Consider the following 21,822-nt stretch of genomic DNA (forward strand, 5'->3'; position numbering starts at 1 on the left):
TTTGCGCTATAGAGCGATGTATTCCTATAGCTCAAATAAAATCTAATTTTCTCTTTACTTTCAACGCTTTATAGTTTGCTAGTGTTAAAGTGGGAGTTAATTGGAACAACAATTAAATGTTGTACAATCTTGGCTTAGATGCCAGTTAAGTCTGTTCTTACAAGAACAGGTCGGGTCAAAGATCAGCAAGCTGAGGAACCCCATGGCTTACTCTTATTCTGAAAAGAAACGTATCCGTAAGGATTTTGGTAAACGTCCACAAGTTTTGGATATACCTTTCTTACTGTCAACGCAGTTAGAATCGTTTAAAAAATTCTTAGTGCCGGACGCTGATGGCGATCATGGTTTGGAAGCTGCCTTCCGTTCTGTGTTCCCAATCAAAAGCTACTCGGGAAATTCTGAGCTTCAATACGTAAGTTATCGTATTGGTGAGCCAGTTTTCGATGTAAAAGAATGTCAAATTCGCGGTGTGACTTATTCTGCTCCACTTCGCGTAAAACTACGCCTTGTGGTGATGGATAAAGAAGCGCCAGGCACAGTTAAAGACATTAAAGAGCAAGAAGTTTACATGGGCGAAATTCCGCTCATGACCGATACCGGTACTTTTGTAATCAATGGTACAGAGCGTGTTATCGTTTCTCAGCTACACCGTAGCCCTGGTGTATTCTTTGATAACGACCGCGGTAAAACTCACTCATCAGGTAAAGTGCTTTATAACGCACGTGTTATCCCATACCGTGGTTCATGGTTAGATTTTGAGTTTGATGCAAAAGATAACTTATATGTACGTATTGACCGTCGTCGTAAATTACCGGCGTCAATCATGTTGCGTGCACTTGAGTACACGACAGAAGAGATCTTAAACATCTTCTTCGAAACCACTGCGTTTGAAGTAACTGACGGTAAAGTTCTTATGGAACTTGTGCCATCACGTTTACGTGGTGAAACCGCTGCCTTTGATATAAAAAGTGAAGACGGTGAAGTGTTCGTTGAGTCTGGCCGTCGTGTAACAGCGCGTCATATCAAGAGCATTGAGAAAAAAGGCATTAGCCATTTAGAAGTACCCCATGAGTATATCATTGGCCGTGTAATTGCTAGAAACTACGTTGATGAGTCAACGGGTGAAGTGATTGCAAACGCGAATGATGAATTAACTTTAGAGTTAATGGCTGAATTGGTTAAAGCAGGTCACACTAAAATTGATACTCTATATATCAATGAAGTGGACAGCGGTGCATATATTTCTGATACGTTACGTATCGATTCAAGCACTAACCGCTTAGAAGCACTAGTAGAAATTTATCGCATGATGCGCCCAGGCGAGCCACCGACGAAAGACGCGGCTGAAGCCTTATTTGAGAACTTGTTCTTCTCTGAAGAACGTTATGACTTATCTACTGTAGGTCGTATGAAGTTCAATAGCCGTGTTGGTTATGACACTGACACAGGCCCAGGCACATTAAGCAAAGAAGACATCGTGTCTGTTATGAAAGTATTAATTTCTATTCGTAACGGTCAAGGCGATGTTGATGATATCGACCACTTAGGCAACCGTCGTATTCGTAGTGTTGGCGAAATGGCTGAGAATCAGTTCCGTGTAGGTTTAGTACGTGTAGAGCGTGCGGTACGTGAGCGTTTAAGCTTAGGTGACCTAGATGCGATCATGCCACAAGATCTTATTAACGCTAAACCTATTTCGGCAGCAGTTAAAGAGTTCTTTGGTTCGTCTCAGTTATCACAGTTCATGGACCAAAATAACCCGCTATCAGAAGTGACGCACAAACGTCGTATTTCTGCATTAGGGCCGGGCGGTCTTACACGTGAACGCGCTGGCTTTGAAGTACGTGACGTTCACGTAACTCACTATGGTCGCGTATGTCCAATCGAGACTCCTGAGGGTCCAAACATCGGTCTAATTAACTCATTGTCTACGTACGCACGTACCAATGACTATGGTTTCTTAGAAACACCTTACCGCAAAGTGGTAGACGGTGTAGTAACTGATGAAGTTGATTACTTATCAGCCATTGAAGAAGGTCAGTTTGTTATCGCACAGGCGAACTCAAACTTAACTGAAACCAATGAGTTTGTTGATGAATTAATCCCATGTCGTCACAAAGGTGAATCTACCTTTATGGGTCGCATGGACCAGCAATATATGGATGTATCACCACAACAGGTGATCTCTGTAGCGGCAGCACTTATCCCGTTCCTAGAACACGATGATGCTAACCGTGCATTGATGGGTTCAAACATGCAACGTCAAGCAGTACCAACATTGAAAGCGGACAAACCGTTAGTAGGTACTGGTATTGAGTTAACACTAGCGAAAGATTCTGGTGTAACGATTGTTGCTAAACGTGGTGGTGAAGTAATGTATGCTGACGCAAGTCGCATCGTTGTTAATGTACATGAAGAAGAACGCATCCCTGGTGAAGCGGGCATCGACATCTACAACTTAACCAAATACACACGTTCTAACCAAAACACATGTATTAACCAAAAACCAACTTGTATGGTTGGCGAACCGGTTACTCGTGGTGACGTGTTAGCAGATGGTCCTTCGACTGACTTAGGTGACTTAGCCCTTGGTCAAAACTTGCGCGTGGCATTCATGCCATGGAACGGTTATAACTTCGAGGATTCAATCTTACTATCAGAGCGCGTAGTTGAAGAAGATCGTCTAACGACTATCCATATTCAAGAACTACAGTGTGTTGCCCGTGATACTAAGTTAGGTCCTGAAGAGATCACTGCAGATATCCCGAATGTGGGTGAATCTGCACTAGGCAAGCTTGATGAATCAGGTGTTGTTTATATCGGTGCTGAAGTTAAAGGCGGCGATATCCTAGTAGGTAAAGTGACTCCGAAAGGCGAAACGCAATTAACTCCTGAAGAGAAGCTACTACGAGCTATCTTTGGTGAGAAAGCGTCTGACGTTAAAGACAGCTCATTACGTGTACCAAACTCTGTAACAGGTACTGTAATTGACGTGCAAGTCTTCACCCGTGATGGTGTTGAAAAAGACAAGCGCGCGCTAGAAGTTGAAGAAATGCAACTTCGTGACGCGAAAAAAGACTTTAACGAAGAATTCCGTATTCTTGAAGCAGGCGTGTTAGATCGTGCTCGTAAGTTACTTATCGCAGCCGGTCAAGATGAAGATAGATTAGCGTCATTGAATGCTGAGAAGCTACTAACTCAAAGTCTTGCTGAAGAAGATAAGCAAGCTGAACTTGAGCAACTAGCAGCCCAGTACGATGAGCTAAAAGCTGAATACGATAAAAAGTTTGAAAACAAACGTCGTAAAATTACCCAAGGTGATGACTTAGCACCAGGCGTACTTAAGATTGTTAAAGTATACCTAGCTGTTAAACGTCGTATCCAACCAGGTGATAAAATGGCGGGTCGTCACGGTAACAAAGGTGTTATCTCGACTATCGTACCAGTAGAAGATATGCCATACGATGATAAAGGTCGTACTGTTGATATCGTACTTAACCCGCTGGGTGTACCATCACGTATGAACATCGGTCAGATCCTTGAAACACATATGGGTCTAGCTGCTCGTGGTATTGGTGAGCGTATTGAAGAAATGATGAAAGAACAACGTGAGCTTCATGAGCTACGTGACTTCATCAAGCAAGCATACGAAATTGGTGAATCTCGCCAGTTCGTAGACATTGCTAGCTTCACAGATGACGAAATTCGTCGTTTGGCTGAAAACTTAAAAGGTGGTTTACCAATCGCTACTCCTGCATTTGATGGCGCGAAAGAAAGCGAAATCAAAGACATGCTTGAGCTAGCTGGCTACCCTCGTAGTGGTCAGGTTACACTTTATGATGGCCGTACTGGCGATCAGTTTGAACGTCAAGTAACTGTTGGTTACATGTACATGCTGAAACTGAATCACTTAGTTGATGACAAAATGCATGCGCGTTCTACTGGTTCTTATAGCCTTGTTACTCAGCAGCCGCTGGGTGGTAAAGCACAGTTCGGTGGCCAGCGTTTCGGTGAGATGGAAGTATGGGCACTAGAAGCATACGGTGCCGCTTACACTCTACAAGAAATGTTAACAGTGAAATCGGATGACGTGAACGGTCGTACTAAGATGTATAAAAACATCGTTGATGGTAACCATAAAATGGAACCAGGTATGCCAGAATCGTTCAACGTATTGTTGAAAGAAATCCGCTCACTGGGTATCAACATCGAGTTGGAAGAAAATTAAGCCAATTAGATGCTGCAGCTAGCCTGCAGCATCTGTTACGGCCGAATAGAATGTAGGGACGAAATCATCCGTCCTCAAGATTAACTCCGACAGGAGAGCTAAGGTGAAAGACTTACTTAAGTTTCTGAAGCAACAAAATAAGACCGAAGAATTCGATGCAATTCGCATTGGTCTTGCTTCACCAGACATGGTTCGTTCATGGTCATACGGTGAAGTAAAGAAACCTGAGACTATTAACTACCGTACTTTCAAGCCTGAGCGCGATGGCTTATTCTGTGCCCGTATTTTCGGTCCAGTGAAAGATTATGAATGCTTATGTGGTAAATATAAGCGTCTTAAACACCGTGGTGTGATCTGTGAAAAGTGTGGCGTTGAAGTAACACTCACTAAAGTGCGTCGCGATCGTATGGGTCACATCGACCTTGCGAGCCCAGTTGCACATATATGGTTTTTAAAATCATTACCGTCACGTATTGGCTTAATGCTTGATATGACGCTTCGTGATATTGAACGTGTTCTTTACTTCGAATCATTCGTAGTAACTGAGCCTGGCATGACGACGCTTGAGCGTAGTCAGCTATTAGGTGAAGAAGAATACCTAGATGCACTAGAAGAGCACGGTGATGAGTTTGAAGCGAAGATGGGTGCTGAAGCAGTATTAGACTTGCTTCGTGAACTCGATCTTGCGCAATTAATTGCTGAAATGCGTGAAGAGTTACCAACAATTAACTCTGAAACTAAGCGTAAGAAGATCACTAAACGTCTTAAATTAATGGAATCGTTCCACCAGTCAGGTAATAACCCTGAGTGGATGATCATGACAGTACTTCCAGTATTGCCACCTGATCTACGTCCATTAGTACCACTTGATGGTGGCCGTTTTGCGACTTCTGATCTAAATGACCTTTACCGTCGTGTTATTAACCGTAATAACCGTCTTAAACGTCTACTAGATTTAGCTGCACCGGATATTATCGTACGCAACGAAAAACGTATGTTACAAGAAGCGGTTGATGCGCTACTTGATAACGGTCGTCGTGGTCGTGCAATTACAGGTTCTAACAAGCGTCCGCTTAAATCTCTTGCTGATATGATCAAGGGTAAGCAAGGTCGTTTCCGTCAGAACTTACTTGGTAAGCGTGTAGATTATTCAGGCCGTTCTGTAATCACAGTTGGTCCTACACTTAAGCTTCACCAATGTGGTCTTCCTAAGAAGATGGCACTTGAGCTATTCAAACCATTTATCTATGGCAAACTAGAGCGTCGCGGCATGGCTACGACAATCAAAGCTGCTAAGAAAATGGTAGAGCGTGAAGTTCCAGAAGTATGGGATGTATTAGACGAAGTAATTCGTGAACATCCAGTATTACTTAACCGTGCACCAACACTTCACCGTTTGGGTATCCAAGCGTTTGAACCTGTGCTTATCGAAGGTAAAGCAATCCATTTGCATCCATTAGTATGTGCGGCCTACAACGCCGACTTCGATGGTGACCAAATGGCGGTACACGTACCGCTAACGATTGAAGCGCAGCTTGAAGCTCGTGCATTGATGATGTCAACAAACAACATCCTATCTCCTGCGAATGGTGAGCCAATCATCGTTCCATCACAGGACGTTGTATTGGGTCTATATTATATGACCCGTGACCGCATCAACGCGAAAGGCGAAGGCGCGATCTTAAAAGATCCAAAAGAAGCAGAAAAAGCATACCGCAGCGGTAATGCAGACCTTCACGCTCGCGTGAAAGTACGTATTAGCGAATCAGTTAAAAACGAAAATGGTGTAGTAGAAGACACTGTAACTGTTATCGATACAACTGTTGGTCGTGCAATTTTGTCTCTTATTTTACCAAAAGGCATGCCGTTTTCGTCAATCAATCAGGCCCTAGGTAAGAAACAAATTTCTGGCTTATTAAACGAGTGTTACCGTCGTCTTGGTCTTAAAGATACAGTTATCTTTGCTGACCAAGTTATGTATACCGGTTTCCACTACGCAATGAAGTCAGGTGTTTCAATCGGTATCGATGACTTAGTTATCCCACCGATCAAAGCATCAATTATCGAAGCAGCTGAAGCTGAAGTAACTGAAATCAACCAACAATTCCAATCAGGTCTTGTAACGGCTGGTGAAAAGTACAATAAAGTTATCGATATCTGGTCACGTGTAAATGAAAACTTATCACGTGAAATGATGGCCAACTTGTCAAAAGACACGGTTATCAATGCCCAAGGTGAAGAAGAAGAGCAACCGTCATTTAACTCAGTGTTTATGATGGCCGACTCTGGTGCTCGTGGTAGTGCCGCTCAGATCCGTCAGCTAGCAGGTATGCGTGGTCTAATGGCACGTCCAGATGGTTCAATCATCGAGACGCCAATCACCGCTAACTTCCGTGAAGGTCTAAACGTACTTCAGTACTTCATCTCAACGCATGGTGCGCGTAAAGGTCTTGCCGATACAGCACTGAAAACAGCGAACTCGGGTTACCTAACGCGTCGTCTAGTAGACGTTGCACAAGATTTGGTAATCAACGAAGACGATTGTGGCACAGAAGATGGCTTAACAATGAAACCGCTTATTGAAGGTGGTGACGTTGTAGAAGCACTTCGCGAACGTGTACTTGGTCGTGTTGTTGCTGAAGATATTGTGATCCCTGGTACTAATACAGTACTAGTAGAGCGTAATATCATGCTTGACGAAAAACTGTGTGATCTTTTAGAAGAGCACTCAGTAGATGAAGTTCGCGTACGTTCAGTTATCACCTGTGATAACGACTTTGGTGTATGTGCTAAGTGTTACGGTCGTGACCTTGCACGTGGTCATATCATCAACGCGGGTGAATCAGTAGGTGTTATCGCGGCACAATCAATCGGTGAGCCGGGTACACAGCTTACGATGCGTACTTTCCACATCGGTGGTGCAGCATCAAGAGCGTCTGCTGAAAACAATGTACAAGTTAAAACTAACGGTACATTGAAGCTTCATAACGCAAAATATGTATTAAACACTGACGGTAAGATTGTTATTACCTCTCGTTCTACTGAAATCACTATCATCGATAGCCATGGTCGTGAGAAAGAGCGTTATAAAGTACCTTACGGTGCGGTATTAACAGTACAAGACAATACGGAAGTTCAAGGTAACGACATCGTTGCTACTTGGGACCCGCATAGTCACCCAATCGTTCTTGAGCATAAGTCAAAAGTATCGTTCAGCGATATCGATGACTCAAACACTGAAGCACAGACTGATGAACTAACTGGTTTAACCCGTGTAGTTGTTAAAGATCTTGCTAAGATAAATGCGAAAGAGCCGAAGCTTATCATCGAAAGTGAAGAGCGCGGTCTGCAAGAAACTCGTCTTCCTTCATACACTACGATTGAAGTAACAGACGGTGTAACGGCAAACCCAGGTGACGTGTTAGCACGTATTCCGCAGGAAGGTTCGAAAACTCGTGATATCACGGGTGGTCTACCACGCGTAGCCGACTTATTTGAAGCGCGTAAACCGAAAGAGCCAGCTATCTTAGCTGAGATCACCGGTACGATTAGCTTCGGTAAAGAGACTAAAGGTAAGAAGCGTTTAGTTATTACTCCAGCTGAAGGCGATCATTACGAAGAAATGATCCCTAAGTGGCGTCAACTTAACGTGTTTGAGGGTGAGCAAGTGTCTAAAGGTGAAGTTATCGCCGATGGTCCTGAATCACCACATGACATCTTACGCCTACGTGGTGTGACTCATGTTGCTAACTATATCGTTAACGAAGTGCAAGAGGTTTACCGTTTGCAAGGCGTTAAGATCAATGACAAGCACATTGAAACAATTATCCGTCAAATGATCCGTAAGTGTACGATCCTTGACGGCGGCCATAGTGAATTCTTAGCCGGTGAGCAAATAGAAGTGGCACGCGTTAATATCGCAAACCGCGACTTAGAAGCTCAAGGCAAGTTACCTGCTAAATATGAAATCCAATTAATGGGTATCACTAAAGCATCACTAGCCACAGAATCTTTCATCTCGGCAGCCTCGTTCCAGGAGACAACTCGTGTCCTAACTGAAGCCGCTGTAAATGGTAAGAGCGATGAACTTCGCGGTCTGAAAGAAAACGTAATTGTGGGTCGTTTGATCCCAGCCGGTACCGGTTTTGCGTATCATCAAGAACGTATGGCTCGTCGTAAGCAGAGCAAAGTTGTAGTTGAAGAGCAAACAGTAAGTGCAGAAGAGGCAACTCAAGCGCTAACTGATGCTTTAAACGCGGATTTATCTGGAAATCAATAAATCTAACTTAATCAATAGATTAGGTTTTTGCAAGGCAGTTATCTACTGCCTTGCTAACGGTTTAGGTTGACAGCTCAATCTTTGCTCATTAAAATTCCGCCACCCATTTACCTGCACGTTTGGTACGAGCTTGTAAATAAAGGGCGGATTTTTTTATTTTTTCAGTAGTAATTTTAATTTCAGGAGCTATTTAAATGGCAACTATTAACCAGCTAGTGCGTAAGCCACGTCGTAGCAAGGTTACGAAAAGTAACTCAGCTGCGCTTAAAGCGTGTCCGCAAAAGCGCGGTGTATGTACTCGCGTATATACAACTACACCTAAGAAACCAAACTCGGCGTTACGTAAAGTAGCTCGTGTACGTTTAACTAACGGTTTCGAAGTAACTTCATACATTGGTGGTGAAGGTCATAACCTTCAAGAGCATAGTGTAATCCTAATCCGTGGTGGTCGTGTTAAAGATTTACCAGGTGTGCGTTTTCACACTGTTCGTGGTGCACTTGACTGTGCAGGCGTTAGCGACCGTCGTCAAGCTCGTTCTAAATACGGTGCAAAACGCCCTAAAGGCTAATTGTATTCCGTTAGTAAGGCCAAGCACTAAATATTTTTAATTATTGTTTTGGGTGATTGACTCGAAAGAGCAAACCTGAATAAACCGGAGATACAAAATGCCTAGAAGACGCGTAATAGGTCAACGTAAAATTCTTCCAGATCCTAAGTTCGGATCGGAACTTCTTGCAAAATTCGTTAACATCGTAATGTTAGACGGCAAGAAATCTACTGCTGAAAAAATCGTTTACGGTGCGCTAGATGTGGCTGCTGAGAAATCAGGCAAATCGCACCTTGAAATCTTTGAAACTGCACTTGAAAACATCCGTCCACAGGTTGAGGTTAAATCTCGCCGTGTTGGTGGTTCAACGTATCAAGTACCAGTAGAAGTACGTCCAGTACGTCGCAACGCATTAGGTATGCGTTGGTTAGTAGACGCTGCACGTAAGCGTGGCGAGAAATCTATGGGCTTACGTTTAGCTCAAGAACTTGTTGACGCTTCTGACAACAAAGGCACTGCGGTTAAGAAACGTGAAGACGTTCACCGTATGGCTGAAGCGAATAAAGCATTCGCACATTACCGTTGGTAATCTGTCCTTAACCTTTAAGAGGATTTTATGGCACGTACAACTCCACTTGAGCGCTACCGCAATATCGGTATTGTTGCTCACGTAGATGCAGGCAAAACCACCACAACAGAACGTGTTCTGTTCTACACAGGTCTTTCTCATAAGATCGGTGAAGTACATGATGGCGCCGCAACTATGGACTGGATGGAGCAGGAACAAGAGCGTGGTATCACAATCACTTCTGCTGCAACAACGTGTTTCTGGAAAGGGATGGACGCGCAATTTGACGCTCATCGTATCAATATAATTGATACTCCAGGGCACGTGGATTTCACTATTGAAGTAGAACGTTCTTTACGTGTACTTGATGGTGCGGTAGTTGTGCTTTGTGCTTCATCTGGTGTACAGCCGCAAACTGAGACAGTTTGGCGTCAAGCGAACAAATACGAAGTTCCGAGAATGATCTTCGTAAATAAAATGGATCGCACGGGCGCTGACTTCTTAACGGTTGTTGGCCAGGTGAAATCTCGTCTTGGAGCAACGCCTGTTCCAATTCAGCTACCGGTAGGCGCTGAAGACGACTTTAAAGGTGTTATTGACCTCATAAAAATGAAAATGATTAACTGGAATGATGAAGACCAGGGAATGACTTTCACCTATGAGGCAATACCGGCAGAACTTCAAGATTTAGCTGAAGAATGGCGCTCAAACTTAGTTGAAAGCGCCGCTGAAGCATCTGAAGAACTAATGGATAAGTATTTGGAAGGTGAAGACCTGAGCGAAGCAGAAATTAAAAATGCTTTGCGTCAGCGTACATTGGCTAACGAAATCGTCCCAGTCACATGTGGTAGTGCATTTAAAAATAAAGGCGTTCAAGCTGTGCTTGATGGCGTTATTGAATATATGCCTGCACCAACACAAGTGAAACAAATTCAAGGTATCCTTGAAGATGGAACTGAGGAAGAACGTCCAGCTAATGACAACGCACCGTTTGCTGCACTTGCTTTTAAAATTGCAACAGACCCGTTCGTTGGTACTTTAACTTTCTTCCGTGTTTACTCTGGTACTGTTAAACAGGGTGACGCGGTATACAACCCAGTAAAATGTAAGCGTGAGCGTCTTGGCCGTATCGTTCAGATGCATTCAAACTCACGTGAAGAGATCAAAGAAGTCTACGCAGGTGATATTGCGGCGGCTATTGGTCTCAAAGACGTAACAACAGGTGAAACACTGTGTGATCCGAATTCTATTATTACGCTTGAGCGTATGGAATTCCCTGAACCAGTCATCTCTGTTGCGGTTGAGCCTCGCACAATCGCTGACCAAGATAAGATGGGTATCGCGCTAGGTAAACTAGCGGCAGAAGATCCGTCTTTTCGCGTACAAACTGACGAAGAATCAGGCCAGACTATTATTTCTGGTATGGGTGAACTTCACCTTGATATCATTGTCGACCGTATGAAACGTGAATTCAGTGTTGAATGTAACGTTGGTAAGCCGCAGGTTTCTTACCGTGAAGCTATTCGTTCAACTGTTAAAGTTGAAGGTAAATTCATACGTCAATCAGGTGGACGTGGTCAATATGGTCATGTCTGGCTTAAACTTGAACCGATGGATATTTCGGATGATGAAGCCCCAATTTACGAGTTCGTTAACGAAACCGTAGGTGGCTCAGTTCCAAAAGAATACATCCCTGCGGTAGACAAAGGCATCCAAGAGCAAATGTCTCAAGGTGTGCTGGCAGGCTACCCATTACTTGGTGTGAAAGCGACTTTATATGATGGTTCATTCCATGATGTAGATTCGAATGAAATGGCATTTAAAATAGCGGGTTCACTGGCAATGAAACAAGGTGCGCTACAAGCAGACCCTGTACTATTAGAGCCAATGATGAAGGTTGAAGTACTCACTCCTGAAGCAAACATGGGTGATGTAGTTGGTGACTTAAACCGTCGCCGCGGCATGATCGAAGGCATGGAAGATGCGCTAGGTGGACTTAAATTAATTAACGCCCAGGTTCCGCTTTCTGAAATGTTTGGTTATGCTACTGATCTACGATCTGCAACACAAGGCCGTGCCTCATACTCTATGGAGTTTTTGAAGTACGCTGAAGCCTCGAAACATGTTGCGGACACAATAATTACAGCTCGCGCTGTTAAGTAATTTTTAGCTCGGTTTGGTCCACAGTGGACTGAACCTTTAATTTCTTTATAGGAATTTTTTAAGATGGCAAAAGCAAAGTTTGAACGCGTAAAACCGCATGTAAACGTAGGTACAATCGGCCACGTTGACCACGGTAAAACTACCCTAACTGCAGCAATCACTAACGTACTTGCAAAAGTATACGGCGGTGTTGCTAAAGATTTCGCATCAATCGATAACGCTCCAGAAGAGCGCGAGCGCGGTATCACAATCTCAACTTCACACGTTGAGTACGATACGCCTACTCGTCACTACGCACACGTAGATTGTCCTGGACACGCCGATTATGTTAAAAACATGATCACTGGTGCTGCTCAAATGGATGGCGCTATCCTTGTTGTTGCTGCGACTGATGGCCCTATGCCACAAACGCGTGAGCACATCCTTCTTTCTCGTCAAGTTGGCGTTCCTTACATCATCGTATTCATGAACAAATGTGACATGGTTGATGACGAAGAGCTACTTGAACTAGTAGAAATGGAAGTTCGTGAACTTCTTTCTGAGTACGATTTCCCAGGTGATGACTTACCACTAATCGCTGGTTCTGCGCTTAAAGCGTTAGAAGGCGAGAAAGAGTGGGAAGACAAGATCATTGAGCTTGCAAACGCACTTGATTCTTACATCCCAGAGCCAGAGCGTGACATCGATAAGCCATTCATCATGCCTATCGAAGACGTTTTCTCAATCCAAGGTCGTGGTACTGTTGTAACTGGTCGTGTTGAAGCTGGTATCATCCGCATCAATGACGAAGTAGAAATTGTTGGTATCCATGATACAACTAAATCTACTTGTACTGGTGTTGAAATGTTCCGTAAACTACTTGACGAAGGTCGTGCTGGTGAGAACATTGGTGCACTTCTACGTGGTACTAAACGTGAAGACGTTGAACGTGGTCAAGTACTAGCTAAGCCTGGTTCAATCAACCCACATACAACATTCACTTCAGAAGTATACGTACTTTCTAAAGATGAAGGTGGTCGTCATACTCCATTCTTCAAAGGTTACCGTCCACAGTTCTACTTCCGTACAACTGACGTAACTGGTGACGTACAGTTACCAGATGGCGTAGAAATGGTAATGCCTGGCGATAACGTTAAGATGACTGTAAAGTTAATCTCTCCAATCGCAATGGATGAAGGTCTACGTTTCGCAATCCGCGAAGGTGGCCGTACTGTAGGTGCTGGTGTTGTTGCAACTATCGTTGAGTAATAATTAACTTTTAAGTTAATTGTTAGAAAAAGGTCACTTCGGTGGCCTTTTTTAATGCCTACGATTTACGTCATGTGAAGGTGGCGCTGTTACCCATAGGCGTAGGTGCTTTGTAGCAACGTTCAATGAGTAATAATTAACTTTTAAGTTAATTGTTAGAAAAAGGTCACTTCGGTGGCCTTTTTTAATGCCTGGGATTTACGTCATGTGAAGGTGGCGCTATTACCTTAGGCGTAGGTGCTTTGTAGCAACTATCGTAGAGTAATAATTAACTTTTAAGTTAATTGTTAGAAAAAGGTCACTTCGGTGGCCTTTTTTAATGCCTGCGATTTGAGCTGTAAGCTCTAAGCGGAAAGCTTTAAGCTGCTCGGTGTTAATATGTACTTGTAGGCGAGTGGCTTGCCACCGCGTTTATAACAGAAAGTAAATATATTAAATTTTCTTGCTATTTAAGTTGAGGAGATCTAGATTTTTACCGCTTACCGCTTACCGCTTACCGCTTACCGCTTACCGCTTACCGCTTACCGCTTACCGCTTACCGCTTACCGCTTACCGCTTACCGCTTACCGCTTACCGCTTACCGCTTACCGCTTACCGCTTACCGCTTACCGCTTACCGCTTACCGCTTACCGCTTACCGCTGAACCATTGTAACGTTATGATATAACAAACAAAAATAATGTAACTTTTAATTTTTATGTAACATAAAGTCACTTTTTAAGTAACAAAACCTACCTAATATGATGCTCTCATTACTACAGACATTCTTGACCAAATCGTATCAATGGAACTTAAAAATGAAAATTAATAAAATTGCGACTGCAATTGGTTTAACACTGGCGTTGTCAGCGGGTGCTAATGCAGGTGTGTTACCTGATAACCAAATGAAAAGTGATTGGTATAGCGCTGCACAGGCTAAATTAACCTCTAAAGAAACGATGGCTAATGCAACACCAGCCACTAAAGCAAAGAACGTAATTCTATTTGTTGGTGATGGCATGGGTATATCAACCCTCACCGCAGCACGTATCCTTGCAGGCCAAAAACAAGGCGCTTTAGGAGAAGAGGGCTTTTTGAGCTTTGAAGAGTTTCCGTATTCGGCACAAATAAAAACGTATAACGTCGATGCGCAAACACCGGATTCAGCAGGCACCATGACGGCTATTATCTCAGGTGTTAAAACGGATGTTGGTGTTATTGGTGTTAACGAAGACATTGAACGTGGCAAATGTGCAACTGTAGCAGGTAATGAATTAATTACAGCTACAGAGCTTGCAGAAATTAAAGGCCTAGCCACAGGTATTATTTCTACTGCACGGATCACCCACGCAACGCCAGCTGCAACGTATGCAAAATCAGCTGATCGTAATTGGGAAGACATTTCCGACATGCCTGCAGATGCAGTCACTGCAGGTTGTGAAGATATTGCGTCGCAATTAGTTAATTTCGAAAAAAATCTTGAAGCGCGCTTTGCGGGTGTTGATGTTGATGGTCTAGAAGTGGTGATGGGTGGCGGTCGTCGTCATTTCTTACCAAAAGATGCTGCATTTAACTCTAATGATGCTATGAGTGCAGTCGAAGGTGATCGTACTGATGAACGTGATTTAACAGCGCAATGGCAGCAAATGTATAGCGATGGTAAATACATTACTGATCAGGCCGGCTTTGACGCAATAAATGGCGATACCAAACGCGTATTTGGATTATTTAATGAATCGCATATGCAATATGAAGCGGATCGCAGTAATGATATTGCAGGTGAGCCTTCATTAACGCAAATGACGACTAAAGCGATTGATATCTTAAAGAATAATGAAAAAGGGTTTTTCCTAACGGTTGAATCGGGTCGTATCGATCACGCCCACCATGCCGGTAATGCTTACAACGCATTAAATGACACAATTGAATTTGCCAATGCGGTAAAAGCAGCAGTAGAAAATACCGATCCAAATGAAACACTTATTTTAGTCACTGCGGATCACAGCCATGTATTTACCATTGCTGGCTATCCAAAACGCGGTAACCCAATTTTGGGTCAAGTTGTAGCAGTAGGTCGCGATACTCCAACCCTTGCAGCTGACGGTATGCCTTATACCACAGTCGGTTACGCAAATGGCTTGGGCTTTAGAGATTTAGGTGATGAAACAGATGCAGACGCTTCATATTTAGCCGCAGCAGTTGCTGGGCGTGTTGAATTAAGTGGTGTTGATACCTTAACACCGGGCTTTCATCAAGAAGCAGCAGTCCCGCTTGACTCAGAAACTCATGCTGGTGAAGATATTTCATTGCATGCTAAAGGCCCAGGGGCACAGTTGGCACAAGGCGTTGTGGAGCAAAATGTTATTTTCCACATTATCAGTCAAGCGCTCGAACTAATAGAAGAATAATGGTGATTACAATGAAAAAACTTAACTTAATATCTCTTGCTGTGGTTGTTGCGTTAGCGGGTTGCTCTGATGATGACGATAAAATTGAGTCACTGACGGTTAAAAATACGCTTGCAGTTGGCTCTGAGCAATGTATCAATGGTGGCATTGAAACCCTAACAGGTGACGACAGCAATCAAAATGGTGAGCTTGATGCAGATGAAGTAACTACAACCACTGTAGTGTGTAACGATCCTGAAACTTCATTGAATCCACAACAGTTAGCGCCGCTTACTACCAATACTTGGTATAAAGAAGCACACACTAAATTAGCTAGTAGCCAAGATAATATTGCTAATATTGTTAAAGAGTCTGGCAAAGCGAAAAACGTCATTTTGTTTGTTGGCGACGGTATGGGGATTTCAACAGTAACAGCTGCGCGTATTTTAGCGGGTCAGTTACAGGGCAAAATGGGTGAAGAACATCAGTTAAGCTTTGAAACACTACCGTTTTCAGGGTTTGCTAAAACTTATAATGTTGATGCACAAACACCTGATTCTGCAGGTACGATGACAGCAATGGCATCAGGCGTAAAAACTGATGTCGGTGTTATTGGTATTGATGAAGCAGTGGTTAATGGTAATTGTTTGTCAGGTAAAGGCCATGAATTAGTAACGTCATTAGAGCTTGCGGAAATTGCAGGTAAATCAACGGGACTTATTTCAACTGCACGTATTACCCATGCCACACCAGCTGCAACGTATGCAAAAGCGGCAAACCGCAATTGGGAAGATGTTTCAGATATGCCTGAGTCGGAAGCGGCTAATTGTGAAGATATTGCATCGCAACTGGTTAACTTTGAAAAGAACTTAGAAGCGCGTTTTGCTGGGATCGATGTTGATGGTCTTGAAGTGGTAATGGGTGGCGGTCGTCGTCATTTCTTACCAAAAGACGCAGCATATAATTCAGCTGATGCAGTAAGCTCGGTAGAAGGCGATCGTACTGATGGCCGTGATTTAACTGCTGAATGGCAAGCTCAGTATCCAAATGGTCAATACGTAATGGATCAAGCAGGTTTTAATGCGATTGATGTGACTAACACTAAACAAATTTTTGGCTTGTTTAATGAATCTCACATGCAATACGAAGCTGACCGTGGCAATGATATTGCGGGTGAACCATCGTTATCAGAGATGACAGCAAAAGCACTGGATGTATTGGATAACAACGAGAAAGGCTTTTTCTTAACGGTTGAAGCTGGACGAATTGACCATGCTCACCATGCGGGCAATGCCTATAACGCTTTAAGCGATACCATTGAGTTATCAAAAGCGGTGCAAGTGGCGCTTGATAAAACCAGCATTGAAGATACGCTGATTATTGTTACTGCCGATCACAGCCATGTATTTACTATCGCAGGCTACCCAAAACGCGGTAATCCAATTTTAGGTAAAGTGGTTGCCGTTGGTGAAACCGAGCCAACACTTGCTGCCGATAACATGCCATACACCACTGTAGGTTATGCTAATGGTGGCGGCTTTAGAGATTTAGGTCAGGAAACGGATGCTGATGTAGGTTACGACTTTGCCCCAGTAACCGGTCGTGTTGATTTAACCGATGTGGATACACAAAGTCCAGGTTTCCACCAAGAAGCACTTGTGCCGCTGTCATCTGAAACTCATGCTGGTGAAGATGTTGGTGTTTATGCAATTGGCCCTGGTGCGCATTTGGTAACAGGTACTAACGAGCAGAGCTTTATTTTTCACGTGATGGATTATGCAGCTGACTTAGTAAAACAAGCGGATGCTAAAGTTACAAATTAAGTAATTGTCATGTAATACGCTTTACTAAAGAGCAACTCAAAACTGAGTTGCTCTTTGTCATTAATCTGCAAAATAAACACATTACAGTGACCCACGGTATTAAATCGAAAAGAGAATCCAGTGAAAAAAATTATCCTATCTTTAGCGTTAATAAGTCCATTGGCCAGTGCCACGCAGTGCGCGTTGGACAGTCAATATGTGCAAGCAAGCTATCAGGTTAGTAAGCAAGTTGCGGGCAAAGCTGTGGCTGAATCTCAACAGTTTACATTATGGCGAACACCCCATCAGGTTGCAGAGCAAGGCCTTGAATTAGTTGAAGTGTGGCAACAGTTGAGTAATCAGCAAATTCGGCCAATTCGTTACTTTCAAACACCGCAGCGTGGTATTGAATATCAACCTTCAGAGGTGCAAGGTCAGCAAGATTGGAGTACTAAATACCAATTAGTTAGTGATGATTTTATTGCCAAGATGACTTTAACTGATGAGCAAGGTGATGGCTGCAAGAAAATACAGCATTATCAATTAGTGCAAGGTGATACTACGATTGAGCTTGCATGGTTGGTAAATCAAAAGCTGGTAAGCGCAATGAGTATTAGTAAACCGCAACTTACTCAAACATTAACGTTGGGCACTGTGGACTTTAAAAAAGCTCCGATACAGCAGCAATTTGCCCTATGGGATGCTTATCAAACGACTGACTATGCGGATATCGGTGATAACGAAGGCGACCCATTTTTAGCAAAAATGATTAACTTAGGATTTATCGAGCATGGTGCGTCGGGCTTTTATGATGCTAATGGTAAAGCGCTTGGTGGTGGGCACAGCCACTAAAAAGAGCCGAGTGTTAAACGGCCAAGTTCCAGTTTCAAGATTAATAGCCAGATGGAAAGGTTTGTGTACCACCAACCGATATTCCCGAATTGGGCAGCTTTAGTGTGATCACCGCTCAACAAGGGCGGTGTTTTCAATTATGTTCTCCTTCATAAATGATCTGAAATGCAGCTAGTTATGCTTAATTTAATTGACTAAAAAAGCACTTAGGTGCTTTTTTTATTTTTGTTTGCCCCAAGGTCACAATTACTGATTATTTATTGGAGTAAAAGTATGGCAAAGCACGTGGTAATTACAGGTGCAAATCGTGGCATCGGTCTTAATTTATGTCAGCAGTATTTAGCAAAGGGATATCAGGTAACAGCAGTGGTACGAAGCCCTAGTGCCGAACTTAAAGCGTTAGATGTGAATGTGATCAGTAATATTGATGTTGCCAATGCAGCAGATATCGAAACGCTTGAGAGCCAATTGCACGGTCATAAGATTGATGTGTTGATCAACAATGCCGGTATTTTCCATAATGAAAGTATGGCAGAGATGGATTTTGATACCATCAATCAACAAATTGCGGTCAATGCGGTAGCACCGATCCGAGTGACTCATGCTTTGACCCACAGTTTAGGTGTTGATGCTAAAGTCGCTATGATCACCAGCCGTATGGGTTCTATTGCCGATAATGGTTCTGGTGGTTATATTGGTTATCGTATGTCAAAGGCTGCACTTAATGCCGCATCAGTGAGCTTAGCTCATGAATTAAAAAGTAAAAAAATTGCTGTTGGTTTATTTCATCCGGGTTTTGTGCAAACGCAAATGGTTAATTTTGCAGGCGATATCTCAGCAGAGGAATCTGCACAGCGCTTAACACAGCGTATTGATGAACTAAATCTCAGTAATAGCGGTGGTTTTTGGCATTCAAATGGTGAAACCCTGCCTTGGTAAATAATATTTAATGTAGGTTATCTTTAATAGCTAAACAGGCTGTAAATCAGCAGTCAGTTTAGCTAAATTTAATTAATTTTTGCTATAATGCTGTCATATTAACGATTTAAGTATTTGAGAGCAGCACATGGAATTAGAGCAAGATAGTAGTTTAACCCTTCCGTTATTTCTTTTTGATGAGACCTTAAATGAGCGAGATTTATCGACTCCAGATCTTTCAATAAGCGTACTTTTAGATGACGATTTACTGACCCAGCTTTGTCAAAATCCAGCACCGGATAGCAGCATTGCTATTACTATTTCAGATTATATTGTAGAAGCCCATAACCCGGCGTTTGCAGACTTAGCAAGCGATGCACATCAAGCACAGCTAACTTTAACGCGTGGACCATTATTGAGCGCAGTACTCGAGACCCAATCAGAGCAAACATTTGTGTCCCCACAAATGGATATGATGCCGACGTTTGACTTGGGCGATGAGGACGAGTAATTCGATGAGAAAGTCTTTTTTGCTGAGTGCACTAATTATTGTGCTCAGTGGCTGCGCTTATTTAGGTGCCGCTCATTACAATGAGCTATTCGGGCCAGAGCAAACACAGCAGCGTATGGTTGAACATAACTCAGGTAGCGGTGCTGAGTTTTTACAACATGTACAACCGGTGATCGAGAGTCGCTGTGTGGTTTGTCATGGCTGCTATGATGCACCATGCCAACTGAAACTTTCATCTCCAGAAGGAATTGACCGCGGCCTAAGTAAGGAACGTGTTTACAATGGTACTCGTTTATTAGCATCGACTCCCAGCCGCTTACTTTTTGATGCAACGAATACTAGCCAGTGGCGTGATAAAGACTTTACCCCTGTATTGAATGAACGAGCGCAAACAGAGCAAGCAAATCTTGCCGGTAGCGTGTTGTACAACAGTTTAGTGTTAAAAATGAGCTCACCGCTACCAAATGATGAGATTCTAGGTGATGAGTTTGATTTTTCTCTGGATCGCTCGCAAAGCTGCGCCACTATAGGAGAATTTGACAGCCTTGCCAACAGTCAACCTCATTCCGGGATGCCATATGGGTTACCTGGTATTTCGCGTACTGAATTTAAGCACCTTGAAAAGTGGCTTAAAGAGGGCGGTAAAATGGCGCATATTAAACCGCCAAGCAAAGCTGCTTTAGCTCAAGCACAACGCTGGGAGAGCTTTTTAAACCAAGACGATTTAAAGTATCAATTAACAGCACGTTATGTGTTTGAACATTGGTATTTAGCGCATATTTATTTTGCTCAAGATGATGAAAAAAGCTTTTTTAAATTGGTGCGTTCGAGTACGCCACCAGGGCAGGACATTGAGTTAATAAATACCCGCCGCCCTTACGATGATCCTAAAGTGGAACGTGTGTATTATCGCTTAATGCATGACCGTTCGACTATTTTGGCAAAAACGCATTTACCACTGGCACTGAATGACAGTAAGTTAGCGCGCTTGTACAGCCAGTTTATTGCGCCTGATTATCACGTTGAAAGCATGCCAAGTTACTTGCCAGAAATAGCATCCAACCCATTTAAAGTGTTTGCCGACATGCCGGTTAAATCTAAATATCAATTCATGCTAGATGAAGCTGAATTAATTATTATGGGCTTTATTAAAGGGCCTGTTTGTCGTGGTCAAATAGCGTTAAATGTTATTAATGATCATTTTTGGGTGGCATTTGCTGATCCTGCTAAAGTTGCAACGCCAGAAGTGGGTGAAATGCTGCTACAACATGAAGATGCCTTGGCATTGCCAGCGGCTGAAGAAAGCAATACTTTAGCTATATCTAGCTGGGTCAAATACGCCAAACGTCAGAATACTTACCTTAAAGGCAAGGTTACGTTGGCAAATAGTATGTTCAAAAATGGTGAAAACCTAACCACCGACCTATTATGGCGTGGTGACGAGGTAAATGATAATGCTGCTCTGACTATTTTCCGCCATTTTGATAGTGCGACTGTGGTTAAAGGTTTTATTGGCCAAGAGCCAAAAACCATGTGGGTATTAGATTACGCACTTTTTGAGCGGATACATTATTTATTAGTTGCCGGGTTTGATGTCTACGGTAATGTTGGCCATCAGTTGATCACTCGTTTATACATGGATTTTTTGCGTCTAGAAGGCGAGCAAAACTTTTTAGCATTGTTACCTAAGCCACAGCGTAAAGAGTTAAAAGCAAACTGGTATCGTAAAGCACCACCGAGTTTAACTAATTTCTTTGAAAGTGGTGATAAGTTTAGTCAGCCAACAGGAATTGACTACAAAACACAGGATCAACAACACGAGTTATATGGCTTAATTAAACAAACGCTAAAACCGGTGTTAAGTCCGCGCTTCGATTACACACAAGTACCAGAGCCGTTACAGCAATTAAATAATATGCCTGCAAAAGCAATTAATTTACTGCCGCAAATCTCGTTTATATTAGTGAAAGACGGTGCTGCAGAGCATCAAGCGTATACCGTGATCCATCACAATGCTCATTATAATATTTCTAGTTTATTGAACGAAGAAGGGCAGCGCGCTTATGCAGAAGATACAGTCACCGTTGTGCCTGGTTTTATTGGTGATTACCCTGAAACAATTTGGTATTTGAATAATCCACAACAACTTGCATCATTTGCCGAGCAACTACCATTGATGCAAATAGAAGCCGATTACAGAGCATTAAAGAGCCAGTTTGCAATTCGCCGAACACATCCGCAATTTTGGCAATACAGTGATATTTTGCACAAAGTTGCCAAGCAATACCGTGGTGTGGAGTACGGTTTGTTTGATTATAATCGTTTAGAAAATCGTTAATT

At 42.9% G+C, this 21,822-nt stretch carries 13 protein-coding genes; all 13 read left to right on the plus strand.

All coding sequences use genetic code 11. The features are described 5' to 3' along the window. Positions 1–202: 202 nt before the first annotated feature. A complete protein-coding gene (gene rpoB / locus PVK79_RS02825; protein WP_145238299.1) occupies positions 203–4,228 on the plus strand; it encodes a DNA-directed RNA polymerase subunit beta in 4,026 nt (1,341 codons plus the stop codon). Between the two features lie 103 nt (positions 4,229–4,331). Next, complete coding sequence (rpoC, locus tag PVK79_RS02830; protein ID WP_145238302.1) at positions 4,332–8,507, plus strand: DNA-directed RNA polymerase subunit beta'; 4,176 nt, start codon at positions 4,332–4,334, stop codon at positions 8,505–8,507. A gap of 194 nt (positions 8,508–8,701) precedes the next feature. After that, on the plus strand, positions 8,702–9,076 hold the full coding sequence (rpsL, locus tag PVK79_RS02835) for a 30S ribosomal protein S12 (protein WP_002958885.1): 375 nt from the start codon (positions 8,702–8,704) through the stop codon (positions 9,074–9,076). Positions 9,077–9,173: 97 nt separating this feature from the next. Then, complete coding sequence (gene rpsG, locus PVK79_RS02840; RefSeq protein WP_054206871.1) at positions 9,174–9,644, plus strand: 30S ribosomal protein S7; 471 nt, start codon at positions 9,174–9,176, stop codon at positions 9,642–9,644. Between the two features lie 27 nt (positions 9,645–9,671). Next, positions 9,672–11,786, plus strand: a complete 2,115-nt coding sequence (fusA, locus tag PVK79_RS02845) for an elongation factor G (protein WP_145238305.1) — start codon at positions 9,672–9,674, stop codon at positions 11,784–11,786. Positions 11,787–11,849: 63 nt separating this feature from the next. After that, a complete protein-coding gene (gene tuf / locus PVK79_RS02850) occupies positions 11,850–13,034 on the plus strand; it encodes an elongation factor Tu (protein ID WP_257325261.1) in 1,185 nt (394 codons plus the stop codon). A 454-nt stretch (positions 13,035–13,488) separates the two neighbouring features. Continuing rightward, positions 13,489–13,677: a hypothetical protein gene (locus PVK79_RS02855; protein ID WP_274804050.1), complete on the plus strand. Its 189-nt coding sequence runs from the start codon at positions 13,489–13,491 to the stop codon at positions 13,675–13,677. 153 nt (positions 13,678–13,830) lie between these two features. After that, positions 13,831–15,420: an alkaline phosphatase gene (locus tag PVK79_RS02860; protein WP_182778780.1), complete on the plus strand. Its 1,590-nt coding sequence runs from the start codon at positions 13,831–13,833 to the stop codon at positions 15,418–15,420. Positions 15,421–15,431: 11 nt separating this feature from the next. Continuing rightward, positions 15,432–17,222, plus strand: coding sequence for an alkaline phosphatase (locus tag PVK79_RS02865; RefSeq protein WP_182778779.1), 1,791 nt, complete (start codon positions 15,432–15,434; stop codon positions 17,220–17,222). A gap of 120 nt (positions 17,223–17,342) precedes the next feature. After that, the gene (locus PVK79_RS02870) at positions 17,343–18,053 is read left to right on the plus strand and encodes a hypothetical protein (protein ID WP_182778778.1); all 711 of its coding nucleotides are present in this window, start codon (positions 17,343–17,345) and stop codon (positions 18,051–18,053) included. Positions 18,054–18,326: 273 nt separating this feature from the next. After that, on the plus strand, positions 18,327–18,992 hold the full coding sequence (locus PVK79_RS02875; protein WP_257325263.1) for an SDR family oxidoreductase: 666 nt from the start codon (positions 18,327–18,329) through the stop codon (positions 18,990–18,992). A 127-nt stretch (positions 18,993–19,119) separates the two neighbouring features. Next, the gene (locus PVK79_RS02880) at positions 19,120–19,482 is read left to right on the plus strand and encodes a hypothetical protein (protein ID WP_182731668.1); all 363 of its coding nucleotides are present in this window, start codon (positions 19,120–19,122) and stop codon (positions 19,480–19,482) included. A 4-nt stretch (positions 19,483–19,486) separates the two neighbouring features. After that, the gene (locus PVK79_RS02885) at positions 19,487–21,820 is read left to right on the plus strand and encodes a fatty acid cis/trans isomerase (RefSeq protein WP_257325264.1); all 2,334 of its coding nucleotides are present in this window, start codon (positions 19,487–19,489) and stop codon (positions 21,818–21,820) included. Positions 21,821–21,822 lie beyond the last annotated feature (2 nt).

The sequence above is a fragment of the Pseudoalteromonas rhizosphaerae genome, assembly GCF_028885455.1.
Classification (GTDB): domain Bacteria; phylum Pseudomonadota; class Gammaproteobacteria; order Enterobacterales; family Alteromonadaceae; genus Pseudoalteromonas; species Pseudoalteromonas rhizosphaerae.

Excerpts from the sequence above, each read along its gene's own strand:
- rpsG (WP_054206871.1), top strand. The coding sequence starts at position 9,174 with ATGCCTAGAAGACGCGTAATAGGTCAACGTAAAATTCTTCCAGATCCT.
- fusA (WP_145238305.1), top strand. The coding sequence starts at position 9,672 with ATGGCACGTACAACTCCACTTGAGCGCTACCGCAATATCGGTATTGTT.
- rpoB (WP_145238299.1), top strand. The coding sequence starts at position 203 with ATGGCTTACTCTTATTCTGAAAAGAAACGTATCCGTAAGGATTTTGGT.
- PVK79_RS02875 (WP_257325263.1), top strand. The coding sequence starts at position 18,327 with ATGGCAAAGCACGTGGTAATTACAGGTGCAAATCGTGGCATCGGTCTT.
- PVK79_RS02880 (WP_182731668.1), top strand. The coding sequence starts at position 19,120 with ATGGAATTAGAGCAAGATAGTAGTTTAACCCTTCCGTTATTTCTTTTT.
- rpsL (WP_002958885.1), top strand. The coding sequence starts at position 8,702 with ATGGCAACTATTAACCAGCTAGTGCGTAAGCCACGTCGTAGCAAGGTT.
- PVK79_RS02885 (WP_257325264.1), top strand. The coding sequence starts at position 19,487 with ATGAGAAAGTCTTTTTTGCTGAGTGCACTAATTATTGTGCTCAGTGGC.
- PVK79_RS02865 (WP_182778779.1), top strand. The coding sequence starts at position 15,432 with ATGAAAAAACTTAACTTAATATCTCTTGCTGTGGTTGTTGCGTTAGCG.
- tuf (WP_257325261.1), top strand. The coding sequence starts at position 11,850 with ATGGCAAAAGCAAAGTTTGAACGCGTAAAACCGCATGTAAACGTAGGT.
- PVK79_RS02860 (WP_182778780.1), top strand. The coding sequence starts at position 13,831 with ATGAAAATTAATAAAATTGCGACTGCAATTGGTTTAACACTGGCGTTG.